Source organism: Curtobacterium sp. AC272, from assembly GCF_979258155.1.
Window position 1 is genome coordinate 936,311 of record NZ_OZ409838.1, and the last position, 22,763, is coordinate 959,073.

Genomic DNA, 22,763 nt, shown 5'->3' on the forward strand with positions numbered 1-22,763 from the left:
GCTCCACGATCACGGACCACGCGACCCGAGCGGCGGTCTGGACCGGGTCCGACGCCCCGTCAGTCCCGAGGACCCGACGGATCGCGGCGAGCAGTTCGCTGCCGTGGCCGGGCCCCACGCCGCTCACAGCGCGCTCCGCAGAGCGAGGGCGCCCCGGACGTGTGCTCTGCTCGGACGGTCGACCGCTTCGAGGTCGGCGAGGGTCCACGCGAGCCGCATCACCCGGTCCCACCCCGCATGGTCAAGGTGCCGAGGTCGAGCGCCCGGTCGAGCTCAGTGGTCGAACCGGGTTCGATCCGACCGTCCGCCCGCAGCCAGGCCCCGGTGACCTCGGCGTTCTTCGTCCACCCGGTGTCTCGGAGGCGTTCGGCCATCCGCGCGCGGGCCGCGGCGACACCGGCACGGGCCTCGGCCGTCGTCGGCGTGCTCCCGTCGGCACCACGCATCTTCCCGGTCGTCACCCGGGGCACGAGCACCCGGATGTCCATCCGGTCGAGCAGTGGTCCGGACATCCGCCCGAGGTAGCGCCGAACCGCACTCGGCGGACACTCACACGGTTGGCCGTGCGCTCCGCCGGCGTTGCCGCACGGGCAGGGGTTGGCAGCGAGCACGACCTGGCACCGCGCCGGGAACTCGGCGGCGCCCGCAGCCCGGTGGATGGTGATCCGACCGGACTCGAGCGGCTGGCGGAGCGCGTCGAGCACCGCACGGGGGAACTCCGGTGCTTCGTCGAGGAACAGGATGCCGCCGGTCGCCCGCGACACTGCTCCGGGTCGCAGCACACCGGAGCCGCCGCCGATCAGGGAGATCGCCGACGCCGAGTGGTGCGGGGCCTCCCACGGGGGCTTCGTGCTCCACGACGCCGGTCCGAGTCCGGCGACGGACCGGACGGCGGCGACCTCGAGCGCGGTCGCGTCGTCGAGGTCGGGCAGGAGTCCGGGTAGGCGCTCGGCGAGCATCGTCTTGCCGGCACCGGGCGGACCGAGCAGGAGTGCGTGGTGTCCGCCGGCCGCCGCGGCGACGACGGCGCGCACCCCGATCGGGTTCCCGACGACGTCCGACAGTTCGGCCACCGGGCGTTGGACCGCGGGCACCGGCGCCGCAAGCACCGCTTCGACCTCGACCGGCGGCAGCAGCGCACCGGCGTCGATCGCGGCCGCTCGGAGTGAGTCGACCCCGGTGGTGCGCACGCCGTCGACCACGCGGGCCTCGGGCAGGTTCCCGACCGGCAGCACGACCCGGTCGGCCCCGGCGTCGCGGGCGGCGAGCAGCATCGGGATGACCCCGGCGACCGGTCGAACACGACCGTCCAGACCGAGCTCCCCGATGTAGACGATGCGCTCACTGACGTCGGGCGCGAGTCCGGCGCCGGCGAGCACGGCCATCGCGATCGCCAGGTCGAACCCGGAACCCCGTTTCGGGATCGCCGCCGGCGTCAGGTTCACCGTGATCCGCCGAGCCGGCAACGGACACCCGGCGTTCGCAGCGGCGGCACGGACCCGCTCGCGCGCCTCGCCGAGCGAGGTGTCCGGCAGTCCGATGATGCTGAAGGCGGGCAGCTGGCTGGTCAGGTGGGCCTCGACCTCGATCCGGCGCCCGGTCACGCCGAGCAGCGCGACGGCCGCAGCACGACCGATGCCCGTCACAGCACACCCGCCACGTGTTGCACGGCCGTCCGGGGACCGTCGACGTGGACCGCGACGACGTCGATGCGGATCGCGCGTGCCGACACCTCCGGATGGGCGTCGAACCACTCGGCCACGAGTCGTCGCATCCGCGTGAGCTTCGTCGCCGTGATCGCCTCGAACGGATGCCCAGTCGTCGTACCGGATCGCGTCTTCACCTCGATGAACACGAGTGTGCAGGAATCCCACGCGACGATGTCGATCTCGCCCCGGGCACACCGCCAATTCCGCTCGATGACCCGGAATCCCCGTTCGTGCAACCACGCCACGGCCTGGTCCTCGCCGAACCGCCCCAGGCGGCCGTTCCGGAGTGTTCGTCCGGGGCGATCGTGCAGCTTCTGTTCCATGTCATTGCCTCCACGGCAACGATCGCGGGAACGGCAGCGCGGATGGGCGCTGACGACGGCTCTGTGGAATCAGATGACGACGATCGCCCTTGGGGAGGAATGACGAAGGACCCGGATGATCGCGATCACCCGGGTCCTTCGACGACAGCAGCTCAGTGTGCGGCTGCGTACGCTTCCTGCACCTGGGTCGAGATACGACCACGAGTCGAGACCTCGTAGCCGTTCTCCTTCGCCCACTCGCGGATCTTGCCGAGCTCTTCGGAGTTCCCGCGCTTCGGGGCCGACTTGGGGGCCGTGCTACCGGTGCGACGGCCGGACACCTTGCGCGCCGCGGCGATGTAGTCGGAGATCGCTTCGCGGAACTTGTCGACGTTGTCGTTCGTCAGGTCGATCTCGTAGGACGAGCCGTCGAAACCGAATTCGACCGTGCGTCCTTCACCGGTGGTGATGGGGGAATCGTCGAGGTCGTCGACGAGCTGGACGGTGACCTTCTGTGCCATGCGCGGCTCCTGTTCATTGGACGGGAAATCCCGACCAGAATAGCGCGTGGAATTCCGGCACGTCACCGATCACCGGCGATTCACCGAATGCACCGGAATTGACGATCACTCGTCGAGTGCGAGTTCCTTCGGCAGTTCGAGTTCTCGCGATGTCAGTTCTTCGACATTCACGTCCTTGAACGTGAGGACGCGGACGCCCTTCACGAACCGGTCGGAACGGTAGACGTCCCACACCCAGACGTCGTTCATCGTCAGTTCGAAGTAGAAATCGTGTTCGGTGTCCCGGCGCACGAGTTCGACCTCGTTCGCCAGGTAGAAACGCCGCTCGGTCTCGACCACGTAGCGGAACTGCGACACGACGTCGCGGTACTCGCGGTACAGGGCCAGCTCGACCTCGCGGTCGTAGTCGTCGAATTCGTCCTCATCCATTGCGCCCACAGTCTACGGCGGCAGCCGCACCAGTGTGCGACAGCAGCTCGAGGGATGCACCCGAAGACGGAAGTGCGAGCAAGCTCGGCGTCCGCTCCCGATCCGAGCCCACCGAGGTTCCACAACACGCCGTGCGCTCCGCCGAGGTTCCGCGGCGGCGCCGGGCGTGCGCCGAGACGCCGAGATTTCGGAACCTCACGAGCCACAGCCGAGGCGGGCAGGGCGGGGCAGGCCGGGGTCGACGGCGCCGGGTCAGCTGACGAGCGCGTCGAAGCCCTCGAGTGACACGCTCGACGCCTGGTGCAACCACGACTTGCGGTGCAGGGCGTGCGCCCCGACCGCGCGGATGGCGTCGTAGTGCGCGGTCGAGCCGTAGCCCTTGTTCGACGCCCAGGCGTAGTGCGGTGCCTCGTCGTGGGCCGCGATCATCAGGGCGTCCCGCGCGACCTTCGCCACGATCGACGCCGCGGCGACCGAGGCGCAGTCCCGGTCGGCCTTGACCTGCACGACGACCTCGAGCGGGTCCGTCGTCGGACGGAGCGAGGCGGGGACGGCACGGGTCAGCCAGTCGAAGGACCCGTCCAGCACGACGACGGCGCCGTCGAGCGACAGGCCACCGGCGACCAGCGACTCGAGCGCCTGCGCCCCCGCGGCTCCGAGCGCCGGGACGATCCCCTGCCGGTCGACGTACTCGGCGGACGCCATGCCGACGGCGGTGCGCGCCCAGCGGGTGACGACGGGGACCAGGTCCGTGCGGCGGGTGGCGGACAGCAGCTTCGAGTCGGCCAGACCCTGCGGGACCCGCCCGACATCGATCGTCACGGCCGCGACGCCGACGCCGACGGGACCGGCGATCGCACCGCGTCCGACCTCGTCCATCCCGATGACCGTGACACGGCCTTCGGCCAGCAGTCGCTTCTCGACGCGGAGGGAGGGGCGGACGGGGGTCACTGGTCGCGCTCCTCCACCCCGGCGAACACCTCGGGGTGGTCGTCGAGCCACGTCCAGCGGCTCGTCGGCCAGGAGATCACGAAGGCGCGGCCGGTCACGTCGGACAACGGCACGAACCCTTCGACGGTGTGTCCCCGTTGTAGCGGGAGTCCTTGGAGTCGTTCCGGTTGTCGCCCATCACCCAGATGGTGCCCTTCGGCACGGTGACGGAGAAGTCGCGTCGCCGACGCGGAGCGCCGGCCGGCAGCTTGAGGTACGGCTCCTTGATCGGGACGCCGTTCACGGACATCTGCCCGAGGTCGTTGCAGCAGGAGACCTTGTCGCCCGGCAGACCGATCACGCGCTTGATGAGGTGGTCGTCGCTGTCGCCCGTCCCGAGGCCGATCTGCGTCAGGACCCAGTCGATCGCCTTGGCGGGCTGGGTGTCCGGCGTGACGCTCGGCACCTCGGACCCGGCGAGCCATCCGCCCGGGTCCTTGAACACCACGACGTCGCCGCGTTTCAGTGCCACGACACCCGGGACGAGTTCGTTGACGATCACGCGGTCGTTGATCTGCAGCGTGTTCTCCATCGACGCTGACGGGATGTAGAACGAGCGGATCAGGAACGTCTTGACCAAGAACGACACGAGCAGCGCCGCGATGAAGATGATGACGAGGTCGCGGAGGAATGTGAGGATCCCGTTGCGCTGCTTCTCGGGCCGGGGCCTGCGCCCGGATTCCTCAGTCGTGTCCGTCATTTCCGCTCTCGTTCACACCGTGCCCGCCCGGGTTCAGCGGGCGCAAGGAAAGCCCCCGTCGATGCACAACCGTACATCGGCGAGGGGCCAGCAGCGGCGTCCGGCTCGCGGGCGCTCACTGTGAAGGCGATCAGGCGTCGCGCTTCTCCTTGATCTTGCGGCGGGCCGCCTTGCCGCGCAGTTCGCGCAGGTAGTAGAGCTTCGCGCGACGGACGTCACCCTTGGTGACGATCTCGATGTGGTCGATGATCGGCGAGTGCACCGGGAACCAGCGCTCGACACCGACCTGGAAGCTCACCTTGCGGACCTTGAAGGTCTCGCCGATGCCGTGGCCCTGGCGGCCGATGACGACACCCTGGAAGACCTGGATACGCGAGCGCGTGCCTTCGACGATGTTCACGTGCACCTTGATGGTGTCACCGGCGCGGAAGTCCGGGACGTCGGTCCGCAGCGATGCTGCGTCGACGTTGTCGAGGAGCTGGCTCATGGCTGTTCTACTCTCTGCGGACGCACACGGGTCGCCGCGGATCGATGTCTGATGAAGTGGTGGTGCGTGCCCGGTGTCGGCGACTCCCCGTGGCAGAGTCCAGCCAGGGCACAGCGGTCCATACTGCCACACGGAACGCCGGGGGCAAAACAGCGAGGATGGACCCATGATCGAACTGCGAACCCCCACGGAACTCGACGGCCTGCGCGTCGCCGGTCGGTTCGTGGCCGACGTCCTCGACGAACTGCTCGACACCGTCGACGTCGGCGTGAACCTGCTCGAGCTCGACCGCGTCGCCGCGCGGATGATCGCCGACCGGGGTGCCGAGAGCTGCTACGTCGACTACCACCCGTCGTTCGGCAAGTCGCCGTTCGGCAAGAACCTGTGCACCTCGGTGAACGACGCCGCGCTGCACGGTCTGCCGTTCGACCACGTGCTGCAGGACGGCGACCTCGTCAGCCTCGACTTCGCCGCGAGCGTCGACGGCTGGGTGGCGGACTCCGCCGTGTCGGTGCAGGTCGGAACGCCTCGCGACGAGGACCAGACGCTCATCTCGACCGTCGAGCGCGCCCTGGCCGCCGGCATCGCGCAGGCTGCGCCGGGCAACAAGCTCGGCGACGTCTCGCACGCGATCGGGCACGTGGCGAAGGAGGCGGGCTACGGCGTCAACCTGCAGTTCGGCGGGCACGGCGTCGGTCACACGATGCACGGCGACCCGCACGTGCCGAACGACGGGCGACCCGGTCGCGGTCTGAAGCTCCGGCCGGGGCTGGTGGTCGCGATCGAGCCGTGGCTCATGCAGGGCACCGACGAGCTGTACCAGGACGACGACGGCTGGACACTCCGGAGCGTCGACGGCTCACGTGCTGCGCACGTCGATCACACGGTGGCGGTCACCGAGGCCGGACCCGAGGTCCTGACCCTGCGTCGCGCCCAGCGCGCCGACCCGACCGCCTGACGGACTGGAGGCGCGGTGCAGGCCCGCCCCGCGCCTCCAGTCCGAAACGGCGGAGCCGAGTCTCATGCCCAGCGACAGTTCTCGCGATCGCGACCGCGAGAACTGTCGCTCAGCCCGAGTCTCGGGGGGCAGGAAGGCGCTACGAGTCGGGCAGCAGGTCCGGCCGGACGCGCCGCGTCCGCTCCACCTGCTGCTCGTGCCGCCACGCAGCGACCTTGCCGTGGTGGCCACTGAGCAGCACCTCGGGCACGTCGTGGTCGCGCCAGGAAGCGGGCTTCGTGTACGAGGGGTACTCGAGCAAGCCGTCCTCGTGGGACTCCTCGACCAAGGACTCGGGGTTGCCGACGACGCCGGGGACGAGTCGCCCAACGGCCTCGATCATGGCCATCGCCGCGACCTCGCCGCCGTTCAGCACGTAGTCGCCGAGCGAGAGTTCGACGACCGAGCAGCGTGACGCCGCCCACTCGAAGACGCGGGCGTCGATGCCCTCGTACCGCCCGCAGGCGAACACGAGGTGGTCGGAGGTCGACGCGAGCGAGCGCGCGATGGACTGCTTGAACGGCGTGCCGGCGGGCGTCGGGACCACGAGGGTCGACGAGCCGTCCGGCCGCAGCAGGGCGTCCAGCGCCTGCGCCCACGGTTCCGGCTTCATCACCATGCCGGCGCCACCGCCGTACGGGGTGTCGTCGACGGTGCGGTGCCGGTCGGTCGTCCAGGAGCGCAGGTCGTGCACGTGCAGGTCGAGCAGCCCACCGGAGCGGGCCTTGCCGAGCAGGGACACGTCGAGCACGGAGAAGAACTCCGGGAAGATCGTGACGATGTCGATCCGCACGGCAGCTAGTCCGTGACCGTCTCGGGCCGGGAGGTGTCCTCCGGGTCTTCGAACAGACCCTGCGGCGGCGTGACCGTGACGGTGCCGGACGCGATGTCGACCGCGGGCACGATCGCCGCGACGAACGGCACGAGGACCTCGCCGCGCGACGGGGTGTCGATCGCGAGCAGGTCCTGCGCCGGCATGTGGTCGACCCGGGCGACGGTGCCGACCTCGACGCCGTCGCGAAGCACCTTCAGCCCGACCAGCTGGTGGTCGTACCAGGCGTCGTCCTCGCCGGTCTCGGCGTCGGCGTCCTGCTCGACCCAGAGGATGATCCGGGCGAGCGACTCGGCGCCGGTGCGGTCGTCGATCCCGGCGAAGAACGCGACGGGGTGACCGTTGTACCAGCGGAGCTCGTCCAGCTCGAGGGTCTTGCCCGACCACGGTGAATCATCGGGGACCTGGAGCGCGAACGTGGCACCGGGGGTGAACCGACGATCCGGGTCGTCGGTGTAGAGCTCGAGCTTGATGCCGCCCTTGAGCCCGTGTGCCTTCGTGATTCGACCCACCCGGAGCTGGGTCGTCTCCCTAGGAATCGGTGTCGACCACGTCGACCCGCACACGCTTGCCGTCGGCCAGGGCCGAGACGAGGGTGCGGAGTGCCTTGGCGGTCCGCCCGGCACGACCGATCACGCGGCCGAGGTCCTCGGGGTGCACGCGCACCTCGAGGACCTCGCCCCGCGGGAGGTGGAGCTGGCGACGCGCACGTCGTCGGGGTGATCGACGATCCCCTTGACGAGGTGCGTCAGCGCGGATTCGAGCAAGGACTACGCCTCGGTCGTCTCGTCGGCGGTCTCGGCGTCGTCGGTCTTGGCGGCGGGAGCCGTCTTCTCCGACTTCGGCTTGAGGACGGCCTTCTTCGAGGAGTCGACCTGGAAGGCCTGCTTCGGCTCGGCGACCTTGACCTTGGACGCGGTGTCCTTCTCGCCCTTGAACTTGGCCCAGTCGCCGGTCAGCTTGAGGAGGGCCGCGACCTGCTCGGTCGGCTGCGCGCCGACGCCGAGCCAGTAGAGCGCACGCTCGGACTCGATCTTGATGACCGAGGGCTCCTCGGTCGGGTGGTACTGACCGATCTCCTCGAGGACACGACCATCGCGCTTGGTGCGCGAGTCGGCGACGACGATGCGGTAGTAGGGCGCACGGATCTTACCGAGACGCTTCAGACGGATCTTGACAGCCACAATTGCTCCTGTTTGCTTACGTTGTGGTTGAACTGGAACCGCGGGCGTGGGGGCACACACGGTGAAAGCTCGGGAGAGATCGCTCACAGCTGGATAGAGGGTCGAGCTGCGGCGATTCGACCGTTCATTCTTACAGATTCCGGGCCGCGATGCGAGCCGACGCGCTACGGCGCGAGTCGCCGGACCGCTTCGAGGGCCTCGGACGTCGCGCGGACCGCGTCCACGCTCCGTGCGTCGCGTGCGCCGCCGACGACGGCGAACGGCACACCGGCGGCCTGGAGGCCCGTCACGAGTCCGTCACGCACGTCACCCTCGGTGTCGATCGCGCGTTCCTGCCCGGCGCAGACCACGACGTTGTCCGCCGGGATCGCACGCTCCTCGCCGTGCTCGTCGCGGATCCAGAGGGCACCGGGCTCGATGCGCAGGTACTCCTGCACGCCACCGACCATGCGCACCCCCGCGTCACGGAGGCGCCCGATGGCGACCCAGCGCGAGGTGATCCCGACGCCCTGCCCGAACTTGCCCGATCGGCGGAGCACGGTGACGTCGGAGCCCGGCCGGATCGTGCGCGACGCGGCGGGCAGCCGCTGGGGGACGTCGCCGACGAGCTCCTCGGAGACGTCGAGGTCCCAGCGCGCCGCGAACTCGGTGGCGCGGACCGACTCGTCCGGCGACTCGGTCAGGAACGCTGCGGTGTCGACGCCGATGCCGCCGCCGCCGATGATCGCGACGGTGCCGGCGGGCACGCCCTCGCGCAGTGCCCGCTCGTACGACAGGACGTGCGGCAGGTGTGCACCGGGGACGTCGACGTCGCGCGGGACCACCCCGGCGGCGAGCACCACGGCGTCACTGTCGGCCAGGTCCGCGGGCGTGGCCGGGCGGCCGAGGTGCACCGTGGCCCCGCGGTCGTCGAGCTCGGCGCGGGCAGCCCGCACGGTGGCGGCGTAGTCCTCCTTGCCGGGAACGAGCGCGGCGAGGCCGAACTGGCCGCCGAGCCGGTCCGCGGCTTCCCACACGGTGACGCGGTGGCCGCGTCGGGCGGCGTCGACGGCTGCGGCGAGACCGGCCGGTCCCCCGCCGACGACGTCGACGCGCTTCGGGTCGGTGGTCGGACGTGCGGGGAACGCGACCTCGCGGGCGGCGCGCGGGTTCACCAGGCAGGACACCGGCGCACCGATGATCGAGCGGTCGAGGCACGCCTGGTTGCAGCCGATGCAGGTGTTCACCAGCGCGAACCGGCCCGCGAGCGACCGGTTCACGAGCGCGGGGTCGGCGAGGAACGGTCGGGCGAGCGCGACGGCGTCGATGATCCCGTCGGCGAGGACGGTCTCACCGTCGCGCAGGTCGGTCATCCGGTTCGACGCGATCACCCGGACGTCCGGGTACGACGAGGCGCGCACGACCCCGGCGATGCGCGCGGCGTAGGCGAGCCAGGCACCGTGCGGCACGGCGGCCTGCACGGTCGGGGTGCGGGACTCGTGCCAGCCGATCCCCACCGAGATGCCGTCGAGCCCGAGCGGCAGCAGGTCGTGCACCAGGGCGTCGACGTCGTCCTCGGTCGACGAACCGGGCATCAGGTCGGCGCCGGAGAGCCGGATCGTCACGGCCAGGTCGGGCACCGCTGCACGGACGGCCTCGACGACCGACACCGTGAAGCGTCGTCGACGCTCCGGCGAACCGCCCCACTCGTCGTCACGGAGGTTCGTCAGCGGTGACTGGAACTGGTTGATGAGGTAGCCCTCGGACGCCATGATCTCGACGCCGTCGAACCCGATGTCGCGCGCGGACCGGGCCGCGGCGGCGAAGTCCTCGATGGTGCGCTCGATCTCGGCCGGCGTCAGCTCGGTCGGCACCACGCCACGGGCGGCCGCCCAGGGCAGGGCCGACGGTGCCACCACGCGCTGGGGCTCCCCGTGCCGGTCGACCATCCCCGCGGCGAGCGCGTACCGCCCGGCGTGGAACAGCTGCGCGAGGATCGTGGAGCCTTCCTCGTGCACGACGTCGACCGCGGCGCGGAACCGCTCGTCCGCTCCCCCGACACCGAACACGGCGAAGTCGGGGCCACCACGGGCCTCGTCGTTCACCGCGATGCCGCCGGTGATGATGCACGCGGCACCGCCGGCAGCACGTTCGCGGTAGAACGCCGCCATGCCGGCCCCACCGTCGTCGTGCACCTCGAGTCCGGTGTGCATCGACCCCATGACCACCCGGTTGGGCAGGGTCAGGGGGCCGAGTGTCCACGGCGAGGAGACGACGGCGAGCTCGGGCAGGGCGACGGTGCTCATGCCCCTACTCTGCCGGAGGAGCACCGCGTCGCGCAGCGGCGACGTCGTGTCCGCCCAGAACGGCGGGGCGATCACGGTCAGGCCGCCGTCGACCGACAGTACCTGCCCGGTGATGTAGCCGGCCTTGTCGGAGAGCAGGAAGTCCACCGCGTCGGCCATGTCGTCGGCGGTGCCGGGGCGCTGCAGCGGGAGCTTCTCGAACACCGAGTCGATCGGCGCCTGGCCCGGGACCTTCGTGTAGAAGTACTCGAGCGAGTCGGTGTCGATGAGCCCGCCGTTGACCGCGTTCACCGTGATCTGGCGCGGACCGAACTCGACCGCCATGTACTTCATGTACGACTCGCTCATGGCCTTCGCGGCGCCGAGCGCGGCGTAGGTCGGGAACGCGCGGAGCGATCCGTACGAGGTCACGACGACGATGCGCCCACCGCGGTCCATCAGCTCGGCGGCACGCTGCGCCCCGAGCACGAACGAGCGGGCGTTCGTGGCGTAGCTGCGGTCCAGGTGGTGCAGCTTCAGTTCCTTGACCGGCTTGAACGCGCTGGCGGCGGCGTTCGCGACGAAGTGGTCGAGGCGACCGTAGGTGTCCCGCACCAGGTCGAACAGGGCGTCGATCGACTCCGGCTGCTCGATGTCGACCTGCGCGGTGATCCCGTCGCCGCCGGCGGCCTTGACGTCGGCCAGGGATTCCTCGGCCAGGTCGGCGTTGCCCTTGTACGTGACCACGACGGTCACGCCGCGCTGGCCGAGCTTCTGCGCGAGCAGGCGGCCGATGCCGCGCGAAGCGCCCGTGATCAGTGCGATGGGTGCGTTGGTGTTGTCGGTCACTGCGGTCCTTTGCGTGCGTGGGGACGGACTGGAGGCGCGTGGCGGGCCCGCCACGGGCCTCCCGTCCGGTGGGTGGTTGCTGTCTAGAACCCGGCCTTGCCGGTGACGACGGCGCGGCCGACGACCAGCTTCTGGATCTCGTTGGTGCCCTCTTCGAAGCGCTGCGCGCGCGCGTCGCGGTAGACACGCTCGATCGCGTTGCGCTTCCAGTAGCCCTGGCCGCCGTGCACCTGCAGGGCCTTGTCGGTGACGCGGGCGAGCATGTCGACCGCGACCATCTTCGAGGCGCTCGACAGCGTGCCGGCGTCCGGGCGGTCCTCCTCGTAGGCGCGCGCGGCCTCGAGCACCAGGGCGCGGGCGGCGGCGATGTCGGCGTAGTTCTCGGCCAGGTAGAACTGGATCGCCTGGCGGCTGGAGAGCTGCTTGCCGAACGTCTCGCGCTTGTTCGCGTACTCGACGGCGAGCTCGTTCGCACGCTCGGCCAGGCCGACGGCGCTCATCGCGACGGACACGCGACTCGGCAGCAGGAAGCCGCCGAGCGCGACCTCGAGCCCCTGGCCCTCGGCGCCGAGCAGCGCACTGGCCGGAACGGGCACGTCGGTGAAGCGCAGGATCGCGTGGTCGGTGCCCCGGATGCCCATGGTGTCGGAGTCGTCGATCACCTCGGCGCCCGGCAGCCCGCTGTTCGGCATGAGGAACGCGACCGTGCCGTCCTGACCGCTGGTGCCCTCGAGCCGCGCGGCGATGAGCCAGTAGTCGGCTTTGACACCGAACGTGATGAGGTGCTTCTCACCGTTCATGACGTAGGTGTCGCCCTCGCGGCGGACGGTGGTGCGGATGTCCGCGCCGGTGCCGGCCGTGGCCTCGGTCAGGGTGAACGCGACGAGCTTGTCGCCCGCGACGCTCGGCTTGACGACCTGCTCGATCTGCTCCGGCGTCGCGTAGGGGGCCATCGCGCGCCAGGTGCCGTTGATGACGTGCACGAGCATGCGGATCGACGCGTGCGAACGCGAGACGATCTCCATGACCTCGAGGTAGCGCGAGAACGGGATGGCCCGTCCGCCGAGCTCGGTCGGCGCCGCGAGCGACAGCCACCCCTTGTCCTTGAGCTCCTGGAAGAGTTCCGGGGCGACCTGGCCGGTGCGCTCGATCTCGTCGGCCCACTCCTCGCCGCGGCCGCGCACCCACTCGGTGACCTCGGCCTTGAGCTGCTGGAAGGCCGTCTCGGTGTCCGGCTCCGTGACCATCGTCATCTCTCAGTTCTCCTTCGTCGCGACGAGCGCGGCCGCCTGCTCGCGCAGGACGTTCTTCTGGACCTTGCCGACGGCGTTGCGCGGCAGTTCGTCGATGTACTCGAGCCGCTCCGGCCAGTAGTACTTGCTCACGCCCGCCTTGTCGAGCGCCTGCTGCATCGCCGCGAAGTCGAGCCGCTCGGCACCGGCAGCCGGCACGACGAACGCGCACGCACGCTCACCGAGTCGGGCGTCCGGCATCGCGACGATCGCCACGTCGGTGACCAGGGGGTGCTGGTAGAGCAGGTTCTCGATCTCGACCACCGGGATCTTCTCGCCGCCGCGGTTGATGACGTCCTTGATCCGGCCGGTGATCGACAGGAAGCCGTTCGCGTCGACCTTCGCCAGGTCGCCGGTCCGGTACCAGCCGTCGTCGGTGAAGACATCGTCGGTCAGGTCCTGGCGGTCGAGGTAGCCGTCGAACATCGTCGGCGAGTGCAGCTCGAAGTTGCCCTCGGTGCCGGCGGGGAGCTCGTGGCCCTCGTCGTCGACGATCCGGATCCGGATGCCCGGCAGCGCGCGGCCGTCGTGCCCGTACGCTGCCGCCGGGTCGTCGCTCGGGCTGGACAGGGCGCCGAGGCAGGTCTCGCTCGTGCCGAACGCGCCGAGGATGGCCGTGCCGAGCACCGTCGCGGCCCGCTGGGCGAGGGTCCGCGGCACGGCGGCACCGGTCGGCACGAAGATGCGCAGCGACTCGGGCTGGGCGGCACCGGCTTCGACCAGGTCGACGAGGTCGGTCAGGAACGGGGTCGCGCACTGCACGAACGACGCCTGCGCGACGCCGAACGCCTGCTCGAGCGCGACGGTGCCGTCCCACACCGGCTGGATGACCTGCGGCGCACCGAGCCGGAACGCCAGCAGCATGCCGTACAGGAACCCGGTCTGGTGCGCGAGCGGCGACGGGATGTAGATCCGGTCCGTGCTCGTCAAGCCCGACTGCGCGACGTGCATGGCGGTCGCCAGCCCGAGGGTGCGGTGCGGGTGCTGCACGCCCTTCGGCTCCCCCGTCGTGCCGCTCGTGAACAGCAACTGGCAGACGTCGCCGGGGCCCGGCGCACGAGCGGTGATCTCGTCGACGTCCACGTGCACGGCGTCGAGGGCGTTGTCGAAGTACCGCCAGTGCCAGTCGCTCGTGGCCACCCGGTCCAGGGCGTCGGCCGGCAGCGGCGGCTGGTTCGTCGGGGCGTCGACCTGGCCGCGCGCCTCGGACCGGAGCACGATCACGTGCTCGACCGACAGCCGGCGCTGCTGGGCCTTCGCCTCGTCGATGACGTCGAGGAGCTCGAGCGCGGGCCGGCGCTTGCGGAAGACGTTCGGCAGGAACACCACACGGGCGCGGGACCGGGCGAGCGTCATCGTCGTCTCGCGCGGACCGAACACCGGCATGATCGGCGTCGCGACGGCCCCGATCTGGATCGCCCCGAGGGTGATGGAGACGAACTCGCGCCAGTTCGGCAGCTGCATGGCGACCGACTCACCCGTACGGACCCCGAGCTCGAGCAGGAGCGCGGAGACCTTGTCGGCCTCGTCCTGCAGTTCCCGCCACGTGGTGTGCACGGGTGCTGCGCCGCCGACCTCGATGACCGCGAGGCCGTCGGGATCGGTCGTCGCGAGCGTGCGGACCTTCTCGCTCAGCACGAGGGGTCGGCGTCGACCCCGGCGGCCGCGAGCGGCTCCGGGGTCGTGGGAGCGACCGGCTGCTGCCCGCCGTCGGTGCGCTCACCGTCGGTGCGCTCACCGTCGGCCCGCTCACCGTCGGCCCGCTCACCGTCGGCCCGCTCACCCTCGGTGCGCTCGCCGAGGTCGGTGCGTGCGTCGGCGATCTCGGCGGCTTCGGCCGCGTCGGCCCGGTCGTCGCGGGCGATCTGCGCGGCGAGGGCGTCGCCGACCTCCATGTCGAGGCCGACGGAGTTCATCGCCTCCAGGAACGTCGGGTACGAGATCCGGTAGGCCCGCGGGTAGGTCAGCCCCGAGGTGCCGCGCGCCTTCGAGGCGGCGACGGCGAGTGACATGAGCACGCGGTGGTCGTTGAACGACGACATCTGCGCGCCGTGGAGTCCCGCGGCCCCGACACCGGTGACGCGGAGTTCGTCGGCACCCTGCTCGGCCCGGCCGCCCATGCGGTTGAGCTGCAGCATCGCCGCGACGCGGTCGGACTCCTTCAACCGGATGTGGGCGACGTTCCAGAGCCGGGTGGTGCCCTCGGCGAAGGTGGCCATGGTCGACAGGACCGGTAGCAGGTCGGGGATCGGCTGGCAGTCGATGTCGAGCGGTCGCAGCGGGGAACCGTCGTGCTCGATGCGCACGAACCCGGTCTCCTCGTCGATCCGCATCGGGACGCCCATCGCCGTCGCGAGGTCGAGGAACTCGCTCTCCGGGTGGTCGGTCTCGGCGGTGGTGAAGGCCGTCATGCCGCGCAGGAGCAGGTTCGACTCGCGGATGCCGGCCGCGGCGATGCCGAACGCGGCGGAGCCGATGTCCGGCGGGATGACGTAGTCGTGCGGGGTGGCCTGCTGGTTCGCCGGGATCCGGTACTCGAGCCAGTCGTCGGAGACCTCGACCGTCAGGCCGAACTCTCGCATCATCCGGACGGTCAGTTCGACGTAGGGCTGCTCGTTGAGCCGGTCGCCGGTGATGTGGATCCGGGTCTCCTGCTCGGCGAACGGCGCCACGAGGAGCAGGCCGGAGACCCACTGCGACAGGGTGCCCGCGATCGTGACGTCGCCGCCGCGGGGGCGCTTCGGCTGCACGGTCACGGGCGGGCAGTCGTTGGTCGCCTCGAGCTCGATGCCCATCTGGGCCAGCGAGGTCAGCAGTGCCTTGATGGGCCGGCGCTGGAAGTACTTCATGCCGACGAGCGTCATCGGCTCGTCGGCGAGCGACGCCAGACCCGTCATGAAGTAGAGCGTGGTGCCGGAGGACCCCATGTTCAGGATGCCGTCGGCGCCACGGGACCCGTGGTCGACGACGTCGGTGGCCTCGTACCGGCCGCCCAGCCCGGTGACGTGGTACTCGTCCCCTCGACGCCGCACGTCGACGCCGAGGGCGCGGAGCGTGCCGACGGTCCACTCGACCTGGCGGGTGGCGCTGATGCCGGAGACGATGCTCGTCCCCTTCGCCAGCGACGCGAGCACCAGCGCGCGGTGCGCGTGGTACTTCGAGACCGGGACGTCGAGTTCACCGACGAGTGGTGCGGACGTGCCGCGCACGACCAACTGCATGCGTACCTCTTCCTGCTCTGTACATATCAACGGTACGCCCGGTGTGGAACTACTGTGAATCGGATCCGCACGACCAGAAGCCGCCGTCGTTGTGCGTGTCCGACAACCTTCCGGGCAGGATGTACAGCATGGACATCCGCTTCACCGAGTCCCCTCCGTCGACCATCGGCGTCGAGTGGGAGCTCCCGCTGGTCGATCTGTCGACCGGCGACCTCGCGCCCCGTGCCCCTGCCGTCATCGCGGCCGTGCACGAACGACTCGGTGATCGCGAGCGGGTGACCGAGGAGCTCCTGACGAACACCGTCGAGGTCGTCTCCAGCGTGCACGCTCGGGTCGGCGACGCCACGAGCGAGCTGTCCGGCATCATCGGCGAGGTCATCGACGCCGCCGAGCCGCTCGACGCCCAGGTCATGTGCTCCGGCACGCATCCGTTCGCCGTCTGGGACCAGCAGGAGATCACCCCGGACAGCGAGCACTACACGACCCTGATCGACCGGACGCGCTGGTGGGGTCGGCAGATGCTCATCTGGGGCGTCCACGTGCACGTCGGCATCGACGACCGCGACAAGGCCTTGCCGATCCTCGGCGCGATGCTCGCGTACGTCCCGCACTTGCAGGCCTTCACCGCGTCGAGCCCCTTCTGGGCCGGCATCGACACCGGGTACGCCTCGAACCGAGCCCTCATGTTCCAGCAGCTCCCCACCGGAGGCCTGCCGCCGGCACTCGGCGCCTGGGCGAACTTCGAAGAGGTCGTGAGCGACCTCACGCACACGGGCGTCATCGACAGCGTGAAGGACCTGCGGTGGGACATCCGCCCGTCGCCGAAGTGGGGCACGCTCGAGAACCGGGTGTCGGACGGCATCTCGACCCTGCACGAGGTCGGCGCCGTCACCGCCCTGGTGCAGTGCCTGGTCACCGCGATGTCCGACCGGCTCGACGCCGGCGAGACCCTGCCGACGATGCAGCCGTGGTTCATCCGCGAGAACAAGTGGCGCGCCGCTCGCTACGGCATGGAAGCCGAGATCATCACGAACGCCGCCGGCGACGAGCGGCTCGTGACCGACGAGGTGCACGACCTGGTGCAGCGGCTCGACCCGGTGGCCGAGCGGCTCGGCTGCCAGCAGGAGTTGCACCACCTCGACACGATGATCGCGAACGGGGCGTCGTACCAGCGGCAGCTCCGGGTCGCGCAGGAGAACGGCGGTGACCTGCGCGAGGTCGTCCGCCACCTGGTCACGGAGTTCCGCGAGTCCCTGTGACCCCGGGCCGTTCTGCGTCGCTGGTCGGATCGGGCGTACCTGGTCGTTTCTTCCGACCAGGTACGCCCGATTCAGCTTCCCATCGCGGCCGTTCTGGGAAGGAGCGTCGTGACGTGCGCGCAGACGGACGGGAGGCCCGTGGCGGATCCGCCACGGGCCTCCCGTCCGTCAGGGGTCGCGACTAGCGCCCCAGGAACTTCTGCAGGCTCGCGAGCTCTTCCTCGGTCGGCGCCTTGCCGCCCTTGGCGGCACCGCCGAGGCCGAGGCCGGAGCCCTTCGGCGCCTGCTGCGGAGCGGCAGCCGTCCCGGCGGCGATCGCCGCACGCTTGGCCGGGTTGCCGACCTTCGACTTCTTCTTGCCGCCCTGCTGCTGCTTCTTGCCGCCGTGCATGCCCGGGATCGGACCCATGCCCGGCATCTGCGGCACGCCACCACGGGCGACGGTCTTCATCATCTTCGCGGCCTGCTCGAACCGGTTGACGAGGGCGTTGACCTCGGTGACCGTGGAGCCGGCACCCTTGGCGATGCGGAGTCGGCGCGAGCCGTTGAGGAGCTTCGGGAGTTCGCGCTCCTTCGGCGTCATCGACTGGATGATCGCCTCGGTGCGCACGATCTCGCGCTCGTCGAAGTTGTCGAGCGCCTCGCGCATGCCCTTGGCACCCGGGAGCATGCCGAGCATGCCCTTGATCGAGCCGGCCTTGCGGAGCTGCTGCATCTGCTGCAGGAAGTCGTTCAGCGTGAACGAGTCGGACGCGATCTTCTCGGCGACCGCGCGGGCTTCGTCCTCATCGAAGGCCGACTGGGCCTGCTCGATGAGCGACATGATGTCGCCGAGGTCGAGGATGCGGCTCGCCATGCGGTCCGGGTGGAACGGCTCGAAGTCGTCGAGGCCCTCACCCGTGGAGGCGAACATGATCGGGCGGCCGGTGACGCTGGCGACCGACAGGGCCGCACCACCGCGGGCGTCGCCGTCGAGCTTCGACAGCACGACACCGGTGAAGTCGACGCCTTCCTGGAACGCGCGGGCCGTGACGACGGCGTCCTGACCGATCATCGCGTCGATGACGAACAGGACCTCGTCGGGGTCGACGGCCTTGCGGATGTTCGCGGCCTGCTTCATCAGCTCGGCATCGACGCCGAGACGACCGGCGGTGTCGACGATGACGGTGTCGTACTGCTGGTCGACCGCGGCCTTGATGGCGTTCTTGGCGACCTTGACCGGGTCACCGACGCCGTTGCCGGGCTCCGGTGCGAAGACGTGGACGCCGGCCTGCTCGCCGACGACCTGCAGCTGCTGCACGGCGTTCGGACGTTGGAGGTCCGCCGCGACGAGCATCGGGGTGTGGCCGTCCTTCTTGAGCCACTTGCCGAGCTTGCCGGCGAGGGTGGTCTTACCGGCACCCTGCAGACCAGCGAGCATGATGACCGTCGGCGGCTTCTTCGCGAACTCGAGGCGACGCTGCTGCCCGCCCAGGATGCCGACGAGCTCCTCGTTGACGATCTGGACGACCTGCTGCGCCGGGTTCAGCGCGCGGTTGACCTCGTCGGAGAGGGCACGCTCGCGCACGGAAGCGGTGAACGCCTTGACGACCTCGAGCGCGACGTCGGCGTCGAGGAGCGCCCGCCGGATCTCGCGGACGGTGCCGTCGACGTCGGACGGAGTCAGCCGACCCTTGCTCCGCAGATTGCGGAAGGTCTCGGTCAGCCGATCGGAGAGTGAACCGAATTGCGCCATGATCCGTCGATTCTACAAGGCTCGGAGCGCGGGTCCCGGTCGGTCAGCGCAGCAGTACGCCGGGCGTGAGCTCGACCGGGGTGTCCAGCCCGACGTCGAGGACCACCGGTGCGGTCGACGGCAGGCGGTCACCGGTGGGGAACCAGCGCCGGTCCGGCGCCACCAGGATGACGAGACCGTCGACATCACCGACCGCGGCGAAGCCCTCGCCTGCCGGGTTTGCGTAGGGCTCGAGTCCGGCGCGGCGCAGTGTCCCGACGGCACCGAGGACGTCGGGCACGGCGATGCCGACCTCGCTGACGGACAGGAGCGGAACGGCGGAAGCCGGCCCCGACACGGGTGCGACGGGCGCCGGTGCGAGTGCGGCCGCGGCGAGGTCCCGCCGTTCGATGAGCTCGAGCAGCTGCTGGTCCGGTCCCTCGAAGTACACCGACCGCGAGTTCCAGTTCGGCGGGCCCTCGAACTCGTCACGCCCGTCGGCGTCGACCAGCACCGTCGCGATCCCGGCGATCCACTCGGCAGCCACGTCGAACGTGCCCGCCGGGATCGTGATCGCGAGGTGCAGCGCACCGGTCATCGACGGCAGTTCCCGGAACAGGAGGCGCGTGGACCCCACCGCGACCTCGACCACTCCGTCGGCGCGGTCGACCGGGCAGCCGAGCCGTTCCCAGAACCGGGCGCTGTCGTCGAGCGAGCGGGTGGCGAGCTGTGCCTGGCGGATGTCCATGTTCGCCATCCGAAGCCCTCAACCACGGTTCAGGTCAAGGTCGTCCGCGTTGTTGTACTCCGTCCAGAAACCGTCGTAGGCTCGCTCGCATGCCGGAACTCGAGATCGTGCGGCCTGCCGGGCTGCTCGACTACGCCGAGGGACTCGCGCTGCAGCAGGACCTCCACGCCGACGTCGTCGCCGGCCGCTCCCCCGGGGCCCTCGTGCTGTGCGAGCACCCGTCCGTGTACACCGCCGGCCGACGCACCGAGCCGTCCGACCTGCCGACGAACGGTGCCCCGGTGGTCGACGCGGACCGCGGCGGACGCATCACCTGGCACGGCCCGGGGCAGCTCGTGGCCTACCCGATCGTCCGACTGGCCGTTCCGATCGACGTCGTGGCGTGGGTGCGCGACCTCGAGCAGGTCATCATCGACGCGGCGGCGACCGTCGGGGTGGACGCGCGGCGCATCGACGGCCGGAGCGGCGCGTGGACGTCCGGGTCGGCGCCGACGACCGGCGCTTCGCCCGCCAAGGTCGGCGCCATCGGGCTGCACGTCGCCGAGGGCGTGACGACCCACGGCATCGCGATCAACTGCGACAACGCGCTCGACGCCTACGCCGCGATCGTGCCGTGCGGCATCGCCGACGCCGGGGTGACGACGCTGAGCGCCGCCGCCGGGCGTCCCGTCACGGTCGCCGACCTCGCCGACGTCGTGGTCGACCGCATCCGTGCCGCCGAACACGGCATGCGCAGCCGCGATCGGATCAGCCACGCGGCACGCAGCGCCGCGAGCACCAGCACCGCAGACACCAGCACCGCAGCCACCAGCACTGCAGCCACCAGCACTGCGCCCGCTCGACAGGAGACCCTCGTATGACCCTCGCCCCCGAAGGCCGCCGGATGCTCCGCGTCGAGGCCCGCAACGCCGAGACCCCGATCGAGACGAAGCCCGGGTGGATCAAGACCCGTGCCACGCAGGGACCCGAGTTCCGCGAGCTGTCCGCCCTGGTCAAGGACAAGCAGCTGCACACCGTCTGCCAGGAGGCCGGCTGCCCGAACATCTTCGAGTGCTGGGAGGACCGCGAGGCCACCTTCCTGATCGGCGGTTCGCAGTGCACCCGCCGGTGCGACTTCTGCCAGATCGACACCGGCAAGCCCGAGCCGCTCGACCGCGACGAGCCCCGCCGGGTCGCCGACTCGGTCGTGTCGATGGGCCTGAAGTACGCCACCGTGACCGGAGTCGCCCGCGACGACCTGCCCGACGGCGGGTCCTGGCTCTACGCCGAGACCATCCGCCAGATCCACGAGCACTCCCCCGGCACCGGCGTCGAGATCCTGGTGCCGGACTTCAACGGCCGCCCGGACCAGCTCGGCCAGGTGTTCGACGCCCGACCCGAGGTCTTCGCCCACAACGTCGAGACCGTGCCGCGGATCTTCAAGCGGATCCGACCGGCGTTCACGTTCGAGCGCTCCCTCGACGTCATCACGCAGGGTCGCGACGCGGGACTCGTCACGAAGTCGAACCTGATCCTCGGCATGGGCGAGGAGCGCATCGAGATCGAGGACGCCCTGCAGCGGCTGTTCGACGCCGGCACGGACATCATCACGTTGACGCAGTACCTCCGCCCGTCGCCGCGGCACCTGCCCGTGGCGCGCTGGGTCAAGCCGGAGGAGTTCGTCGCGTTGCGTGAGGTCGCCGAGGAGATGGGCTTCGCCGGGGTGCTCGCCGGCCCGCTCGTCCGGTCGTCGTACCGCGCCGGACGCCTGTGGGCGCGGGCCACGGTCGCGCGCGGCGGCTCGGTTCCCGAGCACCTGTCGCACCTGCTCGACGCGGCGCCGGGTCGCCAGGCCGTCTGAGTCTCGCGCGGAACTGCGCGAGTTTCGCGCTCAGCGACAGTTCTCGCGCTCCGGAGCGCGAGAAATGTCGCCCAGGCCGAGACTCGGAACGCGCGGCCCGAGACTCGGGCACGGACAGACGGGAGGCACGGTGCCAGCTGGCACCGTGCCTCCCGTTCGTCCATCCGCCCGTTCAGGGCGATGCGAGCGCTATGCGCGACCGCGGATGCTCCTGAGGAGCCAGCCGATGACGGCCAGGATGATGAGGACGATCCCGACCCACAGCAGGAACTTCAGCGCACCGACGAAGATGCCGCTGAAGAGCAGGACGAGGCCGACGATGATCGCGATGATCAGGAGTGCTGGCATTGAAGGGCTCCTTCCGGTGTACCTGGACGATCCCTGTACTGCGGAGACAGTACCCGGAATCAGCCCACGAGGTTCTGCACGAACACGTGCGGGGTGAAACCGGTCAGGTCGTTGATGCCCTCGCCCTGCCCGATGAGCTTGATCGGGATGCCCGTCTTCTCCTGCACGCTGAGGACGAACCCGGCCTTCGCGGAGCCGTCGAGCTTGGTGATGACGAGGCCGGTGACCCCGGCGCCCTCGATGAACGCCTGCGCCTGGGCCAGGCCGTTCTGCCCGGTGGTCGCGTCGAGGACGAGCAGTACCTCGCTGATCTCGGTCTGCTTCTCGACGACGCGCTTGATCTTCGTCAGTTCGTCCATCAGGCCCGCCTTGGTGTGCAGGCGGCCGGCGGTGTCGATGACGACGATCTCGGTGTTGTCGCGGATCGCCTTCTCGACGGTCTGGTACGCCACCGAGGCGGGGTCCTGTCCGGGCTGCGACGGACGGACGACGTCGACGCCGGCGCGCTCGGCCCAGGTCGCGACCTGCTCGACCGCGGCAGCACGGAAGGTGTCGGCCGCACCGACGAGGACCGTGCGGTCGTAGGTCTTCAGGAACTTGGCGAACTTGCCGATCGTCGTGGTCTTGCCGACGCCGTTCACCCCGACGACGAGCACGACGGCGGGCCGTGCGCTGAGCTTGAGCGTGGTGTCGAGCTTCGACAGCCGCTCCTCGAGCACCTCACGCAACATGCGCTGCAGGTCGGCCGGGTCGGTCGTGCCGTAGCGGTCGACGCGCGCGTGCAGGTCCTCGATGATCGCCTCGGAGATGTCCGGACCGAAGTCGGCGCCGATCAGCGCGGTCTCGAGGTCCTCCCACGTGGTCTCGTCGATCGTCTTGCGCTGGAAGAGGCCGCGCAGCCGTGAGGACAGTGACCAGGAACTCGCCATGCTCCCAGCTTAGAGCGCGGCGCATGTCCGCTGTACCCGGTATGCTCGGTCTCACGAAGGGGAGTATTCCCTCTCGGTGACCCCGTCAGTACGGACCGGAACGATCCGGACCCGGGGCGCCGGTCGTGCAGCACCGGTTCCGGTGCGA

Annotated in this window: 20 protein-coding genes and 3 pseudogenes; 4 read left to right on the forward strand and 19 right to left on the reverse strand. The window is 70.3% G+C overall.

Features of this window, described 5'->3' with window-relative positions; genetic code table 11:
* Positions 1–123 precede the first annotated feature (123 nt).
* The 7 genes and pseudogenes from ACZZ0J_RS04640 to rplS all read right to left on the reverse strand — a co-directional run bounded on the left by ACZZ0J_RS04640 (position 124) and on the right by rplS (position 5,138).
* A pseudogene (locus tag ACZZ0J_RS04640) lies at positions 124–1,646 on the reverse strand (YifB family Mg chelatase-like AAA ATPase).
* Complete coding sequence (locus ACZZ0J_RS04645) at positions 1,643–2,032, reverse strand: YraN family protein (protein ID WP_463435120.1); 390 nt, start codon at positions 2,030–2,032, stop codon at positions 1,643–1,645. The pseudogene ACZZ0J_RS04640 and the gene ACZZ0J_RS04645 overlap by 4 nt, the downstream one beginning before the upstream one ends.
* A 152-nt stretch (positions 2,033–2,184) precedes the next feature.
* Complete coding sequence (locus ACZZ0J_RS04650) at positions 2,185–2,532, reverse strand: histone-like nucleoid-structuring protein Lsr2 (protein ID WP_111086073.1); 348 nt, start codon at positions 2,530–2,532, stop codon at positions 2,185–2,187.
* Between the two features lie 105 nt (positions 2,533–2,637).
* Positions 2,638–2,961 carry a DUF2469 family protein gene (locus ACZZ0J_RS04655; RefSeq protein WP_111086072.1) on the reverse strand — a complete coding sequence of 108 codons (324 nt, stop codon included), beginning with the start codon at positions 2,959–2,961 and terminating at the stop codon, positions 2,638–2,640.
* 252 nt (positions 2,962–3,213) lie between these two features.
* Complete coding sequence (locus ACZZ0J_RS04660; RefSeq protein ID WP_123937691.1) at positions 3,214–3,912, reverse strand: ribonuclease HII; 699 nt, start codon at positions 3,910–3,912, stop codon at positions 3,214–3,216.
* Positions 3,909–4,651 (reverse strand): annotated as a pseudogene (lepB, locus tag ACZZ0J_RS04665) (signal peptidase I). The gene ACZZ0J_RS04660 and the pseudogene lepB overlap by 4 nt, the downstream one beginning before the upstream one ends.
* Before the next feature lie 130 nt (positions 4,652–4,781).
* Entirely contained in the window at positions 4,782–5,138 is a 357-nt protein-coding gene (gene rplS, locus ACZZ0J_RS04670; RefSeq protein WP_123339832.1) for a 50S ribosomal protein L19, read from the reverse strand.
* Between the two features lie 166 nt (positions 5,139–5,304).
* On the opposite strand from rplS, the gene map reads away from it, so the two are divergent.
* Positions 5,305–6,096, forward strand: coding sequence for a type I methionyl aminopeptidase (map, locus tag ACZZ0J_RS04675; RefSeq protein ID WP_463435123.1), 792 nt, complete (start codon positions 5,305–5,307; stop codon positions 6,094–6,096).
* A gap of 139 nt (positions 6,097–6,235) precedes the next feature.
* On the opposite strand, the gene trmD is transcribed toward map, so the two are convergent.
* From trmD to aroA, 8 genes and pseudogenes are all read right to left on the reverse strand, one after another.
* Positions 6,236–6,928 (reverse strand): tRNA (guanosine(37)-N1)-methyltransferase TrmD, encoded by a 693-nt coding sequence (gene trmD, locus ACZZ0J_RS04680; RefSeq protein ID WP_463435125.1) that lies wholly within the window; start codon positions 6,926–6,928, stop codon positions 6,236–6,238.
* A 5-nt stretch (positions 6,929–6,933) separates the two neighbouring features.
* On the reverse strand, positions 6,934–7,479 hold the full coding sequence (gene rimM, locus ACZZ0J_RS04685; RefSeq protein WP_463435127.1) for a ribosome maturation factor RimM: 546 nt from the start codon (positions 7,477–7,479) through the stop codon (positions 6,934–6,936).
* Between the two features lie 19 nt (positions 7,480–7,498).
* Positions 7,499–7,734 (reverse strand): annotated as a pseudogene (locus ACZZ0J_RS04690) (RNA-binding protein).
* 3 nt (positions 7,735–7,737) lie between these two features.
* Complete coding sequence (gene rpsP / locus ACZZ0J_RS04695; protein WP_111086066.1) at positions 7,738–8,151, reverse strand: 30S ribosomal protein S16; 414 nt, start codon at positions 8,149–8,151, stop codon at positions 7,738–7,740.
* Positions 8,152–8,315: 164 nt separating this feature from the next.
* On the reverse strand, positions 8,316–11,264 hold the full coding sequence (locus ACZZ0J_RS04700) for an SDR family oxidoreductase (protein ID WP_463435129.1): 2,949 nt from the start codon (positions 11,262–11,264) through the stop codon (positions 8,316–8,318).
* A gap of 83 nt (positions 11,265–11,347) precedes the next feature.
* Positions 11,348–12,517: an acyl-CoA dehydrogenase family protein gene (locus ACZZ0J_RS04705; RefSeq protein ID WP_194647953.1), complete on the reverse strand. Its 1,170-nt coding sequence runs from the start codon at positions 12,515–12,517 to the stop codon at positions 11,348–11,350.
* A 3-nt stretch (positions 12,518–12,520) separates the two neighbouring features.
* Complete coding sequence (locus tag ACZZ0J_RS04710; protein WP_463435131.1) at positions 12,521–14,194, reverse strand: AMP-binding protein; 1,674 nt, start codon at positions 14,192–14,194, stop codon at positions 12,521–12,523.
* Positions 14,188–15,777: a 3-phosphoshikimate 1-carboxyvinyltransferase gene (aroA, locus tag ACZZ0J_RS04715; protein ID WP_463435133.1), complete on the reverse strand. Its 1,590-nt coding sequence runs from the start codon at positions 15,775–15,777 to the stop codon at positions 14,188–14,190. Before aroA ends, ACZZ0J_RS04710 begins: the two co-directional genes overlap by 7 nt.
* Before the next feature lie 119 nt (positions 15,778–15,896).
* Here aroA and ACZZ0J_RS04720 point away from each other — a divergent pair, with 119 nt between their 5' ends.
* On the forward strand, positions 15,897–17,036 hold the full coding sequence (locus tag ACZZ0J_RS04720; RefSeq protein WP_214548404.1) for a glutamate--cysteine ligase: 1,140 nt from the start codon (positions 15,897–15,899) through the stop codon (positions 17,034–17,036).
* Between the two features lie 181 nt (positions 17,037–17,217).
* Here ACZZ0J_RS04720 and ffh read toward each other — a convergent pair whose 3' ends face one another.
* Both ffh and ACZZ0J_RS04730 read right to left on the reverse strand, forming a co-directional pair.
* A complete protein-coding gene (gene ffh / locus ACZZ0J_RS04725) occupies positions 17,218–18,771 on the reverse strand; it encodes a signal recognition particle protein (RefSeq protein ID WP_111086061.1) in 1,554 nt (517 codons plus the stop codon).
* Positions 18,772–18,814: 43 nt separating this feature from the next.
* A complete protein-coding gene (locus ACZZ0J_RS04730) occupies positions 18,815–19,498 on the reverse strand; it encodes a VOC family protein (RefSeq protein WP_463435136.1) in 684 nt (227 codons plus the stop codon).
* An 89-nt stretch (positions 19,499–19,587) separates the two neighbouring features.
* Here ACZZ0J_RS04730 and lipB point away from each other — a divergent pair, with 89 nt between their 5' ends.
* Complete coding sequence (lipB, locus tag ACZZ0J_RS04735; protein WP_463435138.1) at positions 19,588–20,358, forward strand: lipoyl(octanoyl) transferase LipB; 771 nt, start codon at positions 19,588–19,590, stop codon at positions 20,356–20,358.
* A complete protein-coding gene (gene lipA / locus ACZZ0J_RS04740) occupies positions 20,355–21,338 on the forward strand; it encodes a lipoyl synthase (protein ID WP_111086058.1) in 984 nt (327 codons plus the stop codon). Before lipB ends, lipA begins: the two co-directional genes overlap by 4 nt.
* 189 nt (positions 21,339–21,527) lie before the next feature.
* Here lipA and ACZZ0J_RS04745 read toward each other — a convergent pair whose 3' ends face one another.
* On the reverse strand, positions 21,528–21,686 hold the full coding sequence (locus ACZZ0J_RS04745; protein WP_139199230.1) for a DUF4175 domain-containing protein: 159 nt from the start codon (positions 21,684–21,686) through the stop codon (positions 21,528–21,530).
* Between the two features lie 59 nt (positions 21,687–21,745).
* Positions 21,746–22,615 carry a signal recognition particle-docking protein FtsY gene (gene ftsY / locus ACZZ0J_RS04750; protein WP_111086057.1) on the reverse strand — a complete coding sequence of 290 codons (870 nt, stop codon included), beginning with the start codon at positions 22,613–22,615 and terminating at the stop codon, positions 21,746–21,748.
* Between the last annotated feature and the right edge of the window lie 148 nt (positions 22,616–22,763).